Origin of the sequence: Yoonia sp., from assembly GCF_046292185.1 — a bacterium.
In the GTDB taxonomy this organism is placed as follows: Bacteria; Pseudomonadota; Alphaproteobacteria; order Rhodobacterales; family Rhodobacteraceae; genus Yoonia.
This window is the reverse complement of record NZ_JBKBQY010000074.1, coordinates 1-16,766: the sequence shown is the minus strand read 5'-3', so window position 1 is coordinate 16,766 and position 16,766 is coordinate 1. Positions and strand designations below refer to the sequence as shown.

Sequence of the window (16,766 nt, the reverse complement as noted above, 5' to 3'; positions counted from 1 at the left end):
CAGATATCTAACACGCAAATAAGAGTATCAAGAGCAAATTTATTTCCGCAAAATACGTCATCTACATCTGGTTACAACTACCAGAATTTCACTGATGCATTGTTCTTGATCGGCAACTTCAACTAAATCGCTAAGTTTCATTTCCCATAAATAGACGTGTAAACCACGAAAGGAAATGAAATGAAAACGATACTACTGACTGGAATTTTACTACTAAGCGCATGTTCAACGCTAAATGCACCAGATCATCCATATGACGCACCAAGACCATTAAGTGCCTTTGCTACAGTCGATGACGTGACTGTTGGTGGATCACTGACAACTGATGGTAATGTTGCGCCTTTGCTCATGACGACAAGAACGGTCAATGAAAGCACAAAATTCTATGCAGGCGTGGCTTATCGTCCAAATGAACAGTTCATCACATCCAATGATTTCGTCTTTCTGGACGCTATGGAAGGCCGTTCAGAATCCCGTGACTACACAGACAGGCAAGCACCGACATGCAGGGGCTGTAGCACCTACCTTGGCGAAGATAGCATGACTTTTGGCGTAGGCGTCCAGTTCAGGTTCTGACACAACGTTCCGATTGGCATAGATGGATGTTCACGTTATGTTCTCATTATGCCCTACCATGTTCAAATCCTCGATTCTAAGGCATCTTTACGCATTGCTGATCTTTCAGCGGCTGATGTCGTGAGGGTGCTATGTCCCAACCCCGCTTGCCGTCACATGCACAGCATCGCGCCTTACCAGCTTATCGCAAAATATTCTGAAACCACGCGGATAGTGGACCTTGAACCCGCCATGAAATGTAGGCGGTGTCCACACATCGGATTCATGCCGTGGCACATAGAAATCGCATATTTTTCAAGATGGTGATGATCAACCATGGGGTTTCTGAATTGACCATACTCTAAGCAGGTGATGCCGCCCGGCGGCGGCGATCTCTAACGCCCGTTTGGCGCGTTCTTGCCCTTTCACCTCCGCGAAATCCCGGCTGCGTCTCGTCACCTGCGTCTCACCCGGTTCCGAGGGCGCGATCACGCTTTGCCCGGTGAAATGTCGCACCATTGCCGCCAGACTGCGGGGTGCGATGACATTGGCCGCGCCGACCCAGGCGGCTTCCGCGCCGCAGGCCTGCGGGCAAAGCAGCATCCGCCCCTCGCTCGCTGCTGTCATTGCAGCGGGCAGGGCACCGACGACCGGCACCAATGTCCCGTCGAGCGACAGTTCCCCAAGGGCCACGACCTGTGCCGCGTCGTCGCGCGGGATCACGTCGAGCGCGGCCAAAAGCGCCAGCGCAATCGGCAGGTCGAAATGGGACCCTTCCTTGGGCAGATCGGCAGGTGACAGGTTGACCGTGATCCGTTTCGATGGGAGCGCGATGGCCATGGCGGTCAGCGCCGCGCGCACCCTTTCGCGGGCCTCGGATACGGCTTTGTCGGGAAGACCAACGATAGTGAATGCCGGCACGCCGGGGGTAACGGCACATTGTACTTCGACCAGTCGCGCCTCGATCCCTTCAAAGGCCACTGTATAGGCGATGGCGACCATGCGCTGTTCCCCGCTTCTTGCTCAACGGGTAGCGCATGATGGTTTAGGAAACGTTAACGGGCCAGGGTTTGCGCGGCAGATCCAGCGGATAGGGCCATGGATCGTAGGTTTCTTCCAGCGCCAGCCTGCGCCAATTCAGAAAGGCCGGATCGCGCAGATGCGCATCGACATAGGCTTGTGCCGCGGGGCTGACGGGCAGGCCATAGGTCGTGATCCGCAATGCCACCGGCGCGTAAAATACATCTGCCAGCGAATAATCTCCGAACAGCCACGGGCTGTCGGTGCCGTGCCGTGCGCGGGCAAGCGCCCACAAATCGTCGATCCGGGCCAGATCGGCCAGCACCGCCTCCGACGGCACAAAGCCGTCCCAGGCATAGGCGATCATATTGGGGCATTCGGTGCGCAGGGCGCTGAACCCGCTATGCATTTCGGCGCAGATCGACCGGGCCAGCGCACGGGCTGCAGGATCACGCGGATAAAGCGCCACGTTAGGGTGATTTTCCACCAAGGTCTCCGCCATTGCGAGGCTGTCAGTCAGCACGAACCCTTGCGGCGTTGTCATCGCGGGAACGGTGCGCGCGGGTGCGATATGTGCCAGATCGGCGGCCATCGTACCGGAATAAAGGCCCACGAAACGGGTTTGATAAGGCAGGCCAAATTTCTCTAGCATCAGCCACCCGCGCAAAGACCAGCTGCTGAATGTTCGGTCACCAATGTAAACTTCGTATGTCATGGCAGAATGCTAGCGGCAGGGGGCGCAAAGCGCCAAGCGACTTCGCGTGATTGACTCCATCACGGCAGGTGATTGATTGCCCCCAGCGCCCAGCCAGTGGCGTAGCGGGTGATCTGCGTGACTGACAGATTGTCAATTTGATGCCCCATCGCCTGATAGGCCGTGCAGCCCGCCGCGCGCTGGATTTGTGTCATGATCACGCCCATATGGGCGACCAGCACGATATCGCGGTCCGCAAAGCGCGCCGTCAGGTCATTGACCACTGTCGCCACGCGGGCGCTGACGCCGTTCCAGCTTTCGCCGCCGGGGGCTGCCAGATCGCCGGGGGTTTCCCAGAACTGACGGCTCAGCACCGGATCTCTGGCGGTGACATCGGTGTAGTGCATTCCGTCCCAGATGCCGAAATCCATCTCGCGCAGATCGCGCTGATCGGGCAGGCGCTGGCGCGCGCCGCCAATCGCATCCGCCGTGGCAGAGGCGCGTTGCAGATCGGATGCGACGATCACCGCGTCGGGTGGCAGGAACCCCCTGACCCGCGCAATCAGTGCCGTATCGGAAAGATCCGCCGCCACGTCGCGCCAGCCGGTAAAGCATTTTTCATGCGTTGGCCCGTGCCGCACCCACCAGAGCCGCGTCATTTCAGCACCAGCGGTAAACCCGCCATCACTGCGACAACGCTGTCCGCCTGCGCCGCGATTGCCTGATTGAGCGCGCCTTGCGCATTGCGGAACCGCCGCGCCAGCGGATTGTCGGGAACGATGCCCTGGCCCACCTCGTTGGAGACAATGACCACGGGGCCGGGGCAGAGCGCCAGCCCATGTGCGAGTTCGGTACTGGCTTCGGCGATATCATGATCCGCCAGCATCACATTCGTAAGCCAGAGCGTGGCGCAATCCAAAAGCACGGCCTGACCATGTTTGACCTGCGACAAAACGGCACTAACGTGCAGATGTTCCTCAACGGTGATCCAACCGTCCCCGCGCATCGCGCGGTGGCGGGCAACCTTGGCTTCCATCTCGGCATCGAACACCTGCGCCGTTGCAATATAGACCTTTTGCAGGCCCGACGCCTCAATCAGCCCTTCCGCATAACCGGATTTGCCAGAGGCGGCCCCGCCTAGCACGAGTGTCAGTTTCGGCAAGCTGTTCATCTGAAATCGAGTGATCCGTTTTCCATCTCGCTGCGTAGCAAAGTCATAACAAATAGTTAATCCGCCACGCGACAATCTGGGAGAAGAATAATGGCCGCCAACGGTTTTTCTGATCAAACACTGTCACGGACCGCCATGCGGGCCGAGTTGCTGGACGCCGAGACAGAATTACGGCTGGCCTATGCCTGGCGCGATCAGCGCGATGAAGAAGCGCTGCACCGGCTGATCACCGCCTACATGCGGCTGGCGATTTCGATGGCGTCAAAATTCAAACGCTATGGCGCGCCGATGAATGACCTGATTCAGGAGGCATCCGTTGGCTTGATGAAAGCCGCCGATAAGTTTGATCCTGACCGGGGTGTGCGGTTTTCGACCTATGCGGTCTGGTGGATCAAGGCATCCATTCAGGATTACGTGATGCGCAACTGGTCAATGGTGCGGACCGGTTCGACATCGTCGCAGAAATCGCTGTTCTTCAACATGCGCCGGGTGCAGGCCCGTCTGGAACGTGAAGCATCCGCCGAGGGCCGCAAGCTGGAAACCCACGATTTGCACCAGATGATCGCGACAGAGGTGGGTGTCCCCCTGCATGACGTGCAGATGATGGATGGCCGGTTGTCGGGGTCTGATTTTTCGCTCAACGCCACGCAATCGGTCGATGATGAGGGGCGCGAATGGATTGACGCGTTGGAAGATGACACCCCGCAAGCCGCTGAAAGGGTCGAAAATTCGCATGATACGGATACGTTGCGGCAATGGCTGGTCACGGCTTTGTCGGCGCTGAACGACCGCGAACAATTCATCGTGCGCGAACGCAAATTGCGCGATGATCCGCGGACATTGGAAAGCCTCGGGTCCGAGCTTGGCCTGTCCAAGGAACGTGTCCGCCAGTTGGAGGCAGCGGCCTTTGGCAAGATGCGCAAAAGCCTAGAGGCGCAAAGCACCGAGGTGCAATCGTTCTTTGCCTGACACGCCACATTGTCTTTCCGGTCGGTTCCGCCCTAAGGTCTGACCAGAATTGACCGGAGAGAGATGATGCTGGCGGGCCGACATATTCTGCTGATCGTGGGCGGTGGTATCGCCGCGTTCAAATCGCTGGACCTGTTGCGCCGGTTGCGCGATCAAGGCGCGCGGGTGACACCGGTGCTGACCCGCGCGGGGGCAGAATTTGTCACACCGCTGAGCCTGTCGGCGCTGGCTGCGTCCAAAGTCTATCAGGACCTGTTTGATTTGACCGACGAGGCCGAGATGGGCCATATCGAACTTTCGCGGGCTGCTGATCTGATCGTTGTCGCGCCGGCCACGGCCGATCTGATGGCGAAGATGGCGGGCGGGCTGGCGAATGATCTGGCCGCGACCCTGCTGCTGGCCACCGACAAACGCGTGCTGATCGCGCCTGCGATGAATGTACGGATGTGGCAGCATCCGGCGACGCAGCGCAATCTGGCGACCTTGCAGGGTGACGGCGTGCTGATCGTCGGACCGGAAGAGGGCGCGATGGCCTGCGGCGAATTCGGCCCCGGTCGAATGGCTGAAGTACCTGATATCATTGCTGCAATTGATTCCGCGCTGACAGATGGGCCATTGAAGGGGAAGCATATCCTTGTCACCTCTGGCCCGACGCATGAACCGATTGACCCGGTGCGCTATATTGCCAACCGGTCATCCGGTGCGCAGGGCACGGCGATCGCGCGCGCGCTGGTCGCTTTGGGCGCGCATGTGACCTTTGTCACCGGCCCTGCCGAAGTGTCGCCGCCTGATGGTGTGCAGGTCATCAAGGTGCAGACCGCAGCCGAGATGCTGGCCGCAGTGCAATCCACCCCGCCTGCCGATGCGGCGATCTTTGCCGCTGCTGTCGCCGATTGGCATGTGGCAAATGCCGGGGCCAGCAAGATCAAGAAAGATGGCAACGGATTGCCGCAACTGACCTTTGCCGAGAATCCTGATATTCTGGCGACGATTTCCCAGATGGGCGCGGGTCGTCCACCTTTGGTCATTGGCTTTGCCGCTGAGACCGATGACGTGATCGCCCATGCGACTGCCAAACGTTTGCGCAAGGGCTGTGACTGGATCGTCGCGAATGATGTTTCGCCTGCCACTGGCATCATGGGCGGCAGTGAAAACGCCGTGACCCTGATTACCGATCAGGGCGCGGAAAGCTGGCCGCGCATGACCAAGGAGGCTGTGGCGGCCCAACTTGCCCAGCGGATCGCGCAGGTGATCGCATGATCAAACTGATGTGGGATGCGGGCACTGACCCGTCGGTTGGTCTGCCCCGCTATGAAACCACCGGTGCTGCCGGTGCCGATCTGCGCGCCAATTTCGCGGACAGGGCGGCGGTCGATCTGGCCCCCGGCGCGCGCGCGCTGATTCCAACGGGTCTGCGCATGGAAATCCCGCAAGGGTTCGAGGTGCAGATCAGGCCCCGCTCTGGCCTTGCGCTGAAACAGGGGCTGACCTTGCTGAACACGCCCGGCACGATCGACAGCGATTATCGTGGCCCTGTCGGCGTGATCATGATCAACCACGGGCACGAAACCGTGACGATCACCCATGGCATGCGGATCGCGCAGATGGTCGTCGCCCCGGTGGTGCAGGCGGGTTTCGTGCTGGTGGATAGCTTGTCTGACAGCACACGCGGCAGCGGCGGTTTCGGGTCCACCGGCACATGATCATGGTCGGTGCCATGGCTGCCGCCCTGTGGGTGATCGGCACGTTGATGAAAGCGCCCTATCAGGCGCGCTGGACCATGATGGCCATTTTGCTGCTCGCGGTGATGATCCTGCATATCGTGCTGCCCGTGGGCCATCCGCTGCGGATGGCGACAGGTGGTGATGCCCGGCTCTGGGGGTTGCTGATCGCCTTTGGTTTTCTGATCTGGGGCTACCGCAAGATGCTGGGATGGTTAAAAACCAAGGCGAAGCCCGTCACCCCCGCGCCCGTGACATCGCCCCGCTTTTCCGACACGGAACTGAACCGCTATGCCCGCCATATCGTGCTGCGCGAAATCGGCGGGCCGGGGCAAAAGGCCCTGCGCGACGCGCGTGTGCTAGTCATCGGGGCCGGGGGGCTGGGCGCACCTGCCTTGCAATATCTGGCGGCCTCCGGGGTCGGCACCATCGGGGTGATCGACGATGATCTGGTCGAAAACGCCAATCTGCAGCGGCAGGTGATCCATACCGACAAGAACATCGGCCTGCCCAAGGTCCATTCCGCTGAAATGGCGATGGTGGCGCAGAACCCTTTTGTCACCGTGCGCCCCTATCACCGGCGGCTGACAGCAGAGATCGCTGCTGACCTCTTTGCCGATTACGATCTGGTGCTGGATGGCAGCGATAATTTTGCCACCCGTTATCTGGTGAATGAAACGGCTGTCGCCCAAGGCATCCCGTTGATCGCCGCCGCCCTGACGCAATGGGAAGGGCAGATCAGCCTTTACGACCCCGCCCATGGCACGCCTTGCTATGCTTGCGTATTTCCCAAGGCCCCCGATGCCGCGCTTGTGCCAAGCTGTGCCGAGGCTGGTGTGCTCGGCCCGCTCCCCGGCGTGATCGGCGCGATGATGGCGGTCGAGGCGATCAAGGTGATCACCCAGGCAGGTGATCCGCTTGCCGGGCGGCTTTTGATCTATGATGCGCTTTATGCGCAGACGCGGAGTATCGCGATCAGACAACGCACAGATTGTGCGGTTTGTGGGGGTCGCGTGGCGCAACCCTAACCGGCAGCGCTGTTGGGTATTTGGAACAAAGCGCGGCGGGGTGCTGGCAAAGGGGGCAAGCGCCACCTAGGTTAAGCGAAAAGGAGATCCGCCATGAACAATCCGCTGCTGACCGATTGGGACACGCCCTTTGGCCTGCCACCCTTTGCCGCGATCAAGGATGATGATTTCGCCCCGGCGGTCGATGCGGCACTGGCTGAGGCCCGTGCCAATATCGCAGCGATTGCCGATGATCCCGCAAAGCCCAGCTTTGCCAATACAATCGAGGCGCTGGAATTGGCTGATGCCACGCTGAGCCGCGTGTTGGGTGCGTTTTATGCGCTTGCCGGTGCTGACAGCACCCCGGCGCGCGAGGCTTTGCAGCGTGATTTCGCGCCTTTGCTGAGCGCCTATTCATCCGAGATTTCCGAGAACAAGGCGCTCTTCGCGCGGGTTGAGGTGCTCTGGGCTGATCGCGACAGCCTTGATCTGACCGATGAACAGGCCCGTGTGCTGATGCTGACCCGGCGCAGTTTCGTGCGCGCAGGGGCGCAGTTGGAAAATGCCGAAGCCACAAGGCTGCGCGCCGTCAAATCGCGGCTGTCGGTGCTGGGCACGCAATTCGTGCAGAACCTTCTGGCAGATGAACGCGACTGGATGATGAAACTGGGTGCCGATGATCTGGATGGGCTGCCCGATTTCGTGATCGCCACGGCCCGCGCTGCCGGGGTGGAAAAAGACGCAGGCGGCCCGGTGGTTACCCTGTCACGGTCCCTGATCGTGCCGTTTTTGCAATTCTCTGACCGGCGCGACCTGCGTGAAAAAGCCTATCAGGCATGGGGCGCGCGTGGCGCCAATGGGGGTGCGACGGATAACCGCGCGATTGCCGCCGAAACGCTGGCCTTGCGGGAAGAGCGCGCAAAGCTCTTGGGTTACGACAGTTTCGCCGCTTTCAAACTGGAAACCGAAATGGCGGGCAGCCCCGCCGCAGTGCGCGATTTGCTGATGCAGGTCTGGGACCCGGCGAAAGCTGCGGCGCTGGACGATTCCAAAGTGCTGGAACGGATGCTGCATCAAGATGGTTTCGATGGGCCGCTGGAGCCTTGGGACTGGCGCTATTATGCGGAAAAGCGGCGCAAGGACCTGCATGATCTGGATGAGGCGGAAATCAAACCCTATCTGCAACTGGACCGGATGATCGAGGCGGCCTTTGCCTGCGCCAACCGCCTGTTCGGGCTGGCGTTTGCACCCATCGACGGCCCTGTCTATCACCCAGACGTGCGGCTGTGGGACGTCACCCGCAACGGTGAACATATTGCAGTTTTCATCGGCGATTATTTCGCGCGCGGATCGAAACGGTCCGGGGCGTGGTGTTCGGCGATGCGGTCGCAGAAACGGCTGGGCGGCGATACACGACCCCATGTCGTCAACGTGTGCAATTTCGCCAAGCCCGAAGCGGGCAAACCGGCGCTGTTGTCCTATGACGATGCGCGCACCTTGTTCCACGAATTCGGCCATGCCTTGCACCAGATGCTGTCGGATGTGACCTATGAAAGCATCAGCGGCACATCTGTCGCGCGTGATTTCGTGGAACTGCCCAGCCAGCTTTATGAACATTGGCTGGAGGTCCCGGCCGTTCTGTCCGAATTCGCGACCCATGCGGAGACTGGCAAAAAGATGCCTGATGCGTTGCTGGAACGGATGTTGGGGGCCGCGACCTATGACATGGGGTTTCAGACGGTGGAATATATCGCCTCTGCCCTTGTCGATCTGGAATTTCACAATGGCCCTGCGCCTGCCGATCCGATGCAGCGGCAGGCGGAAATCCTTGAAAACCTTGGGATGCCGCGCGCCATTGGCATGCGCCACGCCACGCCGCATTTCGCACATGTCTTTGCCGGTGACGGCTATTCCAGTGGCTATTACAGCTATATGTGGTCCGAGGTGATGGATGCCGACGCTTTCGCCGCCTTTGACGAGGCTGGCGATCCGTTTGACCCGATCACCGCCGCCAAGCTGGAAAAGACGGTCCTGTCATCGGGCGGTTCGGTTGATGCCGCCGAACTTTATACGGCGTTCCGGGGGCGGATGCCGGGGGTCGAGGCTTTGCTTAAAGGGCGCGGTCTGGCGGCCTGATCGTCCTGCGCCGTCGATGCGCGCGGCGCGCGGATATTATTGCTCGGACGATGCGGGGGGGCGTGGGTCGGATGGGTGCCGCTGCACGCCGACCGGGTCTTTGTGGATCAGCACATCGGCATGTGGATAGGCGGCGACAATCGACCGGCGCAGGGCTGCGCCGATCTCATGCGCCTGATCAAGCGTCTGGGTGCCGTCCAGTTCGATATGCAGGTTGACGAAAACCCGGCTGCCCGCGACGCGTGTCTTGAGGTCGTGATATCCCCGCACGCCGTCGCATTTTTCGACGATGTCGCAGATCCCTGCGATCATTGCACGGTCTGCCTGCCGGTCCATCAGCGCGTCCCAGGCGCTTTTGCCGATGCGCAGCGCGCCGAAGGCCAGAAAGGCCGCCGCACCCAGTGCGACGACGCTGTCGATCTGGAACAGCCCGAACCGTGCCGACGCCCAGAGCGCGACGATGGCGCCGATATTGGGGATCAGATCGCCCATGTAATGCAGGCTGTCGGCCAGAACGACTTTGTTGCCGGTGCGGTTTGCCACATGGCGCTGCCATGTCACCAGTCCCAATGTCACGACAATGGAAAACACCATCACCGCCATCCCGAAACCCTCAGCCTGCGGCATGGCGGTCCTGTCATCAAGCAGGCGCAGCACGGCGGCCACGGCGATCACGGCGGCAGAGACGAGGATGAAGAGGGACTGGCCCAAGGCGGCCAGATCCTCGGCTGAGGTATGGCCAAAATTATGGTCGTCATCGGCGGGTTTGGCGGCATAGGCGATGGCGGCCAGTCCGCCCAGTGACATCATCAGGTCCATCGCGCTGTCGGCCAGTGTGGCCGCCACCGCAAGCGATCCTGTTTCAGCCAGCGCCCAAAGTTTCGCAGCAACCAGAACGGCAGCGACGCTCACGGACAAAAGTCCGGCGGACAGGTTGAGGCGAGAGTCGGTCTGCATGGTCATGCCTGTGGCTTAGGCCTTCATGCGCGCGCTGACAATCCGCGACATTCAGTCGCGCAATTCCTCTTGCATGACGCCCCAGATCACCGATTTGGGGGCCCAGCCGCGATAGCCGCCCGCGGTCAACTGGCACCATTCTGGCTCGCATTTGCCCAGACGCGCGATCACGCCCGCCTCAAGTATTGCGTTCTCGACGCCATTGACATCGGGGCGGTTGCGCAGGGGCGTGTTCTCGGCGTTGATGAGCACAGTGCGCGCGCCCGACAACAAGGTGTAGTGAATCCAGCCGCCTTGCCCGTCGCGGTCTATCACGCGGCGCCATTGGCCATATTCGGCCACCAGTTGCAGCGGCATGTTGCGCCGTGTGAAAACCCAATCGATCCGGTGTGACAGCGACGGGCCACGCCGCACATTCGCCTCTGACGCGTTGAGCGAGACGAAACGCGGCACCGGCAGGTTGGTTTCCGGGCCAAGGGCCGGGCCATCGCTGGCTTCTTGTGCGAACGCTGTCGTGGTGATCAACAGGACGGCGCAGACGGCCAGACGCGCCGCGTTGAACCAATGCACGAAACTCTTCATTTTGTGGCCTTTTGCTGCCCGATTGCGGCGCGCGGTTCTTGTGCTGCGCGTCCCTTTCGCGCAACCTGCCACGCAAGGCATGATTTGAAAACCCGGGAGAGACCAAGCATGACAGGAAAGCATCTGACTGTTGTCGTGACGCGACAATTGCCCGAACAGGTCGAAACCCGGCTGAAAGAACTCTTCGACGTGCAATTGCGGGAGACCGACATACCGATGTCGTCCGATGAACTGGTCGAGGCGATGCAATCGGCAGATGTGTTGGTCTGCACGATTACCGATCAGATCGACGCCAAATTGCTGGGCCGCGCGGGCGATAAACTAAAGCTGATCGCCAATTACGGGGCCGGCGTGGACCACATCGACGTGGCCACCGCACGGCAGCGCGGCATCCATGTGTCCAACACCCCCGGCGTGATGACTGAAGATACCGCCGATATGGTGATGGCGCTGATCCTTGGCGTGACCCGGCGGATGGGGGAAGGGATCAAACTCGCTGAATCCGACGCCTGGCAAGGCTGGTCCCCCACCGCCATGCTGGGGGGGCGGATCAAGGGGCGGCGTCTGGGTATCCTTGGCATGGGCCGGATCGGGCAGGCCGTCGCCCGCCGTGCCGCCGCCTTTGGTTTGCAGGTGCATTACCACAACCGCCGCCGCCTGCGCCCCGAAGTGGAAGAGGCGCTGGACGCCACCTATTGGGAAAGTCTGGATCAGATGGTCGCGCGGATGGATATCCTGTCGATCAATTGCCCGCATACGCCATCGACCTTTCATCTGATGAACGCGCGGCGGCTGAAGCTGATGAAACCGACCGCCGTGATCGTGAATACGTCGCGTGGCGAGGTGATCGACGAAAATGCCCTGACGCGGATGCTACGCGCAGGTGAGATTGCGGGTGCGGGTCTGGATGTGTTCGAACGCGGTCACCTGATCAATCCACGTCTGAAGGAATTGCCCAATGCGATCCTGTTGCCGCATATGGGGTCCGCCACGCTCGAAGGGCGGATCGAGATGGGCGAGAAGGTGATCGTGAACATCAAGACCTTCGCTGATGGGCATCGCCCGCCCGATCTGGTCGTTCCTGCGATGCTCTGACCCCCCTTTGTCGCATTTGCGCGTAAAGCAGTCGGCGGTTTCTACCCGGCGAGAGGCAATTCGCGCAACTTAAGCCAAAAGCGGCACAGGGGAATCGGCAGCATGAAAACGCAAGTCAAAGCATTGGTGGTCGGCGGCGGCGCTGTCGGGACTTCCATCGCCTATCATCTGGCAAAGGCGGGCTGGGATGATGTCATGCTGCTGGAACGCGACGAGCTGACCTCGGGTTCTACATGGCATGCGGCGGGCCTGCTGCCCTTGTTCAACATGTCTTTTGCCACGACGCATATCCACAAATATTCCGTCGATTTCTATAAATCGCTTGAGGCGGAAACTGGCCTGAATGCCGGTTTCGCGGTCGTCGGCAATCTGCGCATGGCGCAGAGGCAGGAGCGGATGGATGAATTCATGCTCTATGCGTCCACGGCGGAAACCTGCGATGTGCCTTACGTCTGGATGACCCCCGATGAGATCAAGGCGAAATGGCCGCTGATCGAAACGTCCGATCTGAAAGGCGCGCTGTATCACCACACCGATGGTTATATTAACCCCGCCGATGTGACGCAGGCGATGGCGAAGGGCGCCCGCCAGCGCGGTGTCGCGATTGAACGCAAATGGCAGGCAGATGCGTTTCATTGGAACGGGACGCATTGGGAGGTGACCTGCACCAAAATGGTCGAAAAGGGCGGCAATCTGGTGCCGTCCGACGAACAGGTCGTCATCACCGCCGAACATGTCGTCACCGCGTCCGGCAACCACGCGCAGACCACCGCGAAAAAGCTGGGGATCAAGATCCCGGCGATCCCCGTCGAACACCAGTTCATCGTGATGGATCAGGACCCCGCGCTGGTGCAGTTCCGCGCCGCTGGCAATGTCGAACATCCTGTGATCCGGGACGCCGACGCGCAATCCTATGTGCGTGAAGAACGTGGTGGATGGATTCTGGGCGTCTATGAAAAGAACGCGCCTGCCTGTTTCGAATACGGCGTGCCGGACAGCTTTCGCGCCGATCTGTTCCCTCTCGATCTGGAACGGATCGAGGACCAGTATATGGCGATGATCCACCGGATTCCGTCCTGTGAGGATTCGGGGCTGAAGGATGATTTCAACGGGCCGATCTGCTATACTCCCGATGGCAATCCATTGGTCGGCCCCGCCCCCGGTCTGCGCAACATGTGGCTGGCGGAAGGGTTCTCCTTTGGTATCACCGCCGCAGGTGGCACTGGCTATTACCTTGCGCAGATGATGGTCGATGGCGAGGCCGAGATTGACATGGCGAGCCTCGACCCCAAGCGTTACGGCAACTGGATGACGACCGAATTCGCGGCGCGCAAGAATGAAGAATGCTACGACCACGTCTATATCCTGCACCACCCGGATGAAGAACGGCCCGCCTGCCGCCCTTTGCGGACATCGCCCGCCTATGACCGGCAAGCCGCGCGCGGCGCGCAATTCGGGTTTGTGAACGGCTGGGAACGCCCGAATTACTATGCCCCTGCCGGGTTCAACGACCATGACGCGCGATCATTCCGGCGCGGCGGCTGGTGGCAATATGCGGTGGAAGAGGCAAAAGCGATCCGTGAAGGTGTCGGCCTGATCGACGCGACCGCCTTTACCAAACACCGGATCAGTGGCGCAGGCGCGACCGCCTTTCTTGACTGGTTCACCACGAACAAACTGCCCAAGGTTGGCCGGATCAACCTGACCTATGCGCTGACCGCCCATGGCACGACGCGGACGGAATATACCATCGTGCGCAATGGAGAGAATGATTATTACCTCGTCTCTGCCGGGGCATGGAGTGCCTATGATCAGGATTATCTGTTAAAAGCGATTGAAGACAAAGAACCGGAATTTGGCCGCATCAACGCACAGGACGTGACCACGCAATGGGGCGTCTTCGCCATCGCAGGCCCGAAATCCCGCGACGTGCTGACAAGCGTGATCAAGGATGCCGATCCCGCCACCGCCCTGTCGAACAAGCGTTTTCCATGGCTTTCGGCGCGCCAGATCGAACTCGGCATGTGCCCGGTCAATGCGATCCGGGTTGCCTATACGGGCGAGCTTGGCTGGGAATTGCATCATCCGATCGAGATGCAGAATTACCTGTTCGATCTGCTGGAAAAGGCAGGCGCATCGCATGGGATGAAACTGGTCGGTGCGCGGGCGCAGAACTGGCTGCGGCAGGAAAAATCATACCGCGCCTTCGGCAATGAACTGGGCCGGGACGCGACCCCGCTGGAGGCTGATCTGCCGCGTTTTGTGGACCTGTCCAAGGATTTCCACGGCAAGGATGCGATGCTGGAAAAGGGTATCCGTAGCAAATGCGTCACCCTGTTGATCGACGGTCCGGCGGATGCGGACCCTTGGGGGCGCGAGGCGCTGTATCACGGTGACACCCGCGTCGGGCGTCTGACCTCGGGTGGCTATTCGGTGGCTTTCGGCAAATCCATCGGCATGGGCTATGTCAAACCGGAAATGGCGGTGGTTGGCACAGAGCTACAGGTCAAGATGCTGGATCAGCTTTGGCCCGCGGTGATCGTCGAAGACAGCCCCTATGATCCGCAAAACGCCACGATCCGGGTGGATGGTTAACGCCTGCGCCACAAATCAATCCGGCGGCGACCCCGGATCAGGACCCGGGACACCGGGCCCTGCAACATGGGCAGATCAATCGCCAACAGCAGTAGCCCCACCGGGATCATCCACAGGCCAAAGACCGGCAGGATCGCCAGAAACCCGCCAAGGATAAAGATCACTGCAATGATGATCCGCGCGATCATCCAACCGGGTTTGCGGATACGTGCCATACCCGGCACATGCGGCGATATCCTGCGATATTGTCGGTCAAATCGGGCACGGATACGGTCGCGTTGGCGTTGCATTGGGTGCAGATATGCGGGCTATGTCCGCTTTGTAAGATGGCGCGCGAAATATTTAGCGGAACCGGTCAGGGCGCAGCGCGGCCACCATATCTGCCGCAAGCGCAGGCGGCGTGCCGCCGACAAGATCGGCTAGCAACTGGCTCGCCCCCGGCGATGATTGCATGCCATATCCGCCTTGCCCCGCGCACCAGATAAACCCCGGATGCGCCGGGTCCGGCCCCAGCACCAGATTGCGATCCGGCGCAAAGGTGCGCAGCCCGGCCCATGACGCCAGCAGCCGGGTGACTGGGGTGGTGACATTTTCTTCGTACCGCGCCAACCCTTCGGCCAGCACCATGTCATCGGCATAGGCATCATGCGGGTCTGCCGGGTCTTCCTCGGCCGGGGACACGATCAGCGCCCCGGCGTCAGGTTTGGCATACCAGCCTTCGCCAGCGCCAAAAACCATCGGCCAGAGGCGCAGGTCATGGCCATCCGGCGCGGGAATGCGCGCCATCGACCGGCGCAACGGCTGAAACCCCAAAGGCGCAACGCCCGCCATGCTGGCGATCACATCGACCCAGGCACCGGCGGCATTGACCAGATTGCGCGCCTCATAATCGTCCGCCTTGGTGCTGACGGCCCAGCCTGTCGCGGTGCGTGTGATCCCCGTCACCTCTGCCTTGGTGACGATCTGCGCCTCACTGGCGCGGGCCTGTTTCGCGAAGGTCTGGATCAGCTTGTCGGTATCCATATCCCAGGCATGCGGGTCATAGGCGGCACGATCCACGCGGTCAGGGTTCAGCACCGGGATCAGCGCCAAGGCCTGGTCCATCGTGATTGGCTGCATTTGCATCGCCAGCACATCGGCGTCGAACAGTCCTGCCTCTGCCGCATTGCCGACCAGCATCAGCCCGCGTGGCGACAAAACGCCCGCATCGCGGTGAAAATCATAGCCCGCTTGGTTCAGCGCCACGGTTGATGGCTTGCCATAATGTTCCTCGAACAAAGCGGCAGAGCGGCCAGAGGCGTGATAAGCCAGCGCATCCTCGCGTTCCAACACTGTCATACTGCCCAGCGCCGACAAGCGTGCGGCAGCCGACACCCCGGCGATACCGCCACCGATGATCAGGAAATCGATCACGCCTCTTCCAATCGGTCGGTCGCAGGCGGCGGTGCCGGGCTGAGTGCCGTGATCAGCGTGTAAAGTTCCGGCGTCATGTTGAACCCGACCGCATCCAGCGACGGTTGCAACTGCGCCAATGACCGGGCCGAGATAATGGGTGATGGCCCTGACGCATGATTCATGACCCATGCCACGGCGAGCGTTGCGGGGTCCGTCCCCAGATCGCGGGCCAGATCGGTCAGCCGCGCGGCGGTCTCATGCATCCAGCCTTGCCCGTAACGCGATTTGTAGCGCGGATCATCCGTCAGCCGCCCGGTGCCGCCGCCGACATATTTGCCGGTCAGCAGCCCGCCGCCCAAAGGCGAATAGGGCACCAATTGTATTCCCTGATCGGCGCACATCGGAAAAATCTCAACCTCGGCCTGCCGTTTCACCAGATTATACATCGGCTGCATGACATCGATCCGCGTGCCCAGATCGCGGGCGACAGACTGCGCCTTCATCACCTGCCAGGCGGCGTAATTCGACACGCCAATATGGCGGACAGCGCCCGATGATTGCAGTTCCGCCATGGTGCTGAAGGTTTCCGCAAGCGGCGTGTCATCGTCGAACCGGTGCAGGTAAAGCAGATCTATCTGATCCTGCTGCAACTGGCGGCGGCAGATATCGAACTGTGCCATGATATTGGCACGGCTTGACCCGCCCGTATAGCCGACCTTGGTCGCCAGATAAATCTTGTCACGTTCAGTCTTGATCAACTGGCCGAGAATCTTTTCCGCCTCACCATCCGCATATCGTACGGCAGTGTCGAAATGATTAATGCCTGCGTCCCGCACGGCATCATACATCGCGGTACTTTCTGCGGCATC

General features: G+C 60.5%; 16 protein-coding genes and 1 pseudogene. 8 read left to right on the top strand and 9 right to left on the bottom strand.

The features are described 5' to 3' along the window. Window positions 1–180: 180 nt before the first annotated feature. On the top strand, window positions 181–576 hold the full coding sequence (locus tag ACK4TM_RS13080) for a hypothetical protein (protein WP_409701963.1): 396 nt from the start codon (window positions 181–183) through the stop codon (window positions 574–576). A gap of 336 nt (window positions 577–912) precedes the next feature. Here the strand turns inward: ACK4TM_RS13080 and ACK4TM_RS13075 are convergent. The 4 genes and pseudogenes from ACK4TM_RS13075 to cobU all read right to left on the bottom strand — a co-directional run. Beyond that, window positions 913–1,557 (bottom strand): annotated as a pseudogene (locus tag ACK4TM_RS13075) (magnesium chelatase domain-containing protein); the annotation flags it as partial. A 43-nt stretch (window positions 1,558–1,600) separates the two neighbouring features. Next, window positions 1,601–2,290 (bottom strand): glutathione S-transferase, encoded by a 690-nt coding sequence (locus tag ACK4TM_RS13070; protein ID WP_409701962.1) that lies wholly within the window; start codon window positions 2,288–2,290, stop codon window positions 1,601–1,603. Between the two features lie 59 nt (window positions 2,291–2,349). After that, entirely contained in the window at window positions 2,350–2,928 is a 579-nt protein-coding gene (locus ACK4TM_RS13065) for a histidine phosphatase family protein (protein WP_409701961.1), read from the bottom strand. Continuing rightward, on the bottom strand, window positions 2,925–3,440 hold the full coding sequence (cobU, locus tag ACK4TM_RS13060) for a bifunctional adenosylcobinamide kinase/adenosylcobinamide-phosphate guanylyltransferase (protein WP_409701960.1): 516 nt from the start codon (window positions 3,438–3,440) through the stop codon (window positions 2,925–2,927). The genes ACK4TM_RS13065 and cobU overlap by 4 nt, the downstream gene beginning before the upstream one ends. Window positions 3,441–3,530: 90 nt before the next feature. Between cobU and ACK4TM_RS13055 the strand changes: the two genes are divergently transcribed. The 5 genes from ACK4TM_RS13055 to ACK4TM_RS13035 all read left to right on the top strand — a co-directional run bounded on the left by ACK4TM_RS13055 (window position 3,531) and on the right by ACK4TM_RS13035 (window position 9,273). After that, window positions 3,531–4,409: an RNA polymerase factor sigma-32 gene (locus tag ACK4TM_RS13055; RefSeq protein WP_409701959.1), complete on the top strand. Its 879-nt coding sequence runs from the start codon at window positions 3,531–3,533 to the stop codon at window positions 4,407–4,409. Window positions 4,410–4,475: 66 nt separating this feature from the next. Further along, complete coding sequence (gene coaBC, locus ACK4TM_RS13050) at window positions 4,476–5,669, top strand: bifunctional phosphopantothenoylcysteine decarboxylase/phosphopantothenate--cysteine ligase CoaBC (RefSeq protein ID WP_409701958.1); 1,194 nt, start codon at window positions 4,476–4,478, stop codon at window positions 5,667–5,669. Further along, entirely contained in the window at window positions 5,666–6,112 is a 447-nt protein-coding gene (gene dut / locus ACK4TM_RS13045) for a dUTP diphosphatase (protein WP_409701957.1), read from the top strand. The genes coaBC and dut overlap by 4 nt, the downstream gene beginning before the upstream one ends. After that, the gene (locus ACK4TM_RS13040) at window positions 6,109–7,158 is read left to right on the top strand and encodes a HesA/MoeB/ThiF family protein (protein WP_409701956.1); all 1,050 of its coding nucleotides are present in this window, start codon (window positions 6,109–6,111) and stop codon (window positions 7,156–7,158) included. Before dut ends, ACK4TM_RS13040 begins: the two co-directional genes overlap by 4 nt. Before the next feature lie 93 nt (window positions 7,159–7,251). Next, the gene (locus tag ACK4TM_RS13035) at window positions 7,252–9,273 is read left to right on the top strand and encodes a M3 family metallopeptidase (protein WP_409701955.1); all 2,022 of its coding nucleotides are present in this window, start codon (window positions 7,252–7,254) and stop codon (window positions 9,271–9,273) included. A 36-nt stretch (window positions 9,274–9,309) separates the two neighbouring features. Here ACK4TM_RS13035 and ACK4TM_RS13030 read toward each other — a convergent pair whose 3' ends face one another. Both ACK4TM_RS13030 and ACK4TM_RS13025 read right to left on the bottom strand, forming a co-directional pair. Continuing rightward, on the bottom strand, window positions 9,310–10,236 hold the full coding sequence (locus ACK4TM_RS13030) for a cation diffusion facilitator family transporter (RefSeq protein ID WP_409701954.1): 927 nt from the start codon (window positions 10,234–10,236) through the stop codon (window positions 9,310–9,312). 45 nt (window positions 10,237–10,281) lie between these two features. Further along, on the bottom strand, window positions 10,282–10,812 hold the full coding sequence (locus ACK4TM_RS13025; protein WP_409701953.1) for an SH3 domain-containing protein: 531 nt from the start codon (window positions 10,810–10,812) through the stop codon (window positions 10,282–10,284). 108 nt (window positions 10,813–10,920) lie between these two features. On the opposite strand from ACK4TM_RS13025, the gene ACK4TM_RS13020 reads away from it, so the two are divergent. Both ACK4TM_RS13020 and ACK4TM_RS13015 read left to right on the top strand, forming a co-directional pair. Next, window positions 10,921–11,907 carry a 2-hydroxyacid dehydrogenase gene (locus tag ACK4TM_RS13020; protein WP_409701952.1) on the top strand — a complete coding sequence of 329 codons (987 nt, stop codon included), beginning with the start codon at window positions 10,921–10,923 and terminating at the stop codon, window positions 11,905–11,907. A 102-nt stretch (window positions 11,908–12,009) separates the two neighbouring features. Next, a complete protein-coding gene (locus ACK4TM_RS13015) occupies window positions 12,010–14,502 on the top strand; it encodes an FAD-dependent oxidoreductase (RefSeq protein ID WP_409701951.1) in 2,493 nt (830 codons plus the stop codon). Here ACK4TM_RS13015 and ACK4TM_RS13010 read toward each other — a convergent pair. From ACK4TM_RS13010 to ACK4TM_RS13000, 3 genes are all read right to left on the bottom strand, one after another. Next, window positions 14,499–14,792, bottom strand: coding sequence for a hypothetical protein (locus tag ACK4TM_RS13010; RefSeq protein ID WP_409701950.1), 294 nt, complete (start codon window positions 14,790–14,792; stop codon window positions 14,499–14,501). The two genes, ACK4TM_RS13015 and ACK4TM_RS13010, sit on opposite strands and share 4 nt — an antisense overlap. Window positions 14,793–14,844: 52 nt before the next feature. Further along, window positions 14,845–15,915 (bottom strand): NAD(P)/FAD-dependent oxidoreductase, encoded by a 1,071-nt coding sequence (locus tag ACK4TM_RS13005; RefSeq protein WP_409701949.1) that lies wholly within the window; start codon window positions 15,913–15,915, stop codon window positions 14,845–14,847. After that, window positions 15,912–16,766 (bottom strand): aldo/keto reductase (locus tag ACK4TM_RS13000; RefSeq protein ID WP_409701948.1); only part of this gene is annotated, 855 nt, incomplete at its 5' end. The genes ACK4TM_RS13005 and ACK4TM_RS13000, both read right to left, overlap by 4 nt.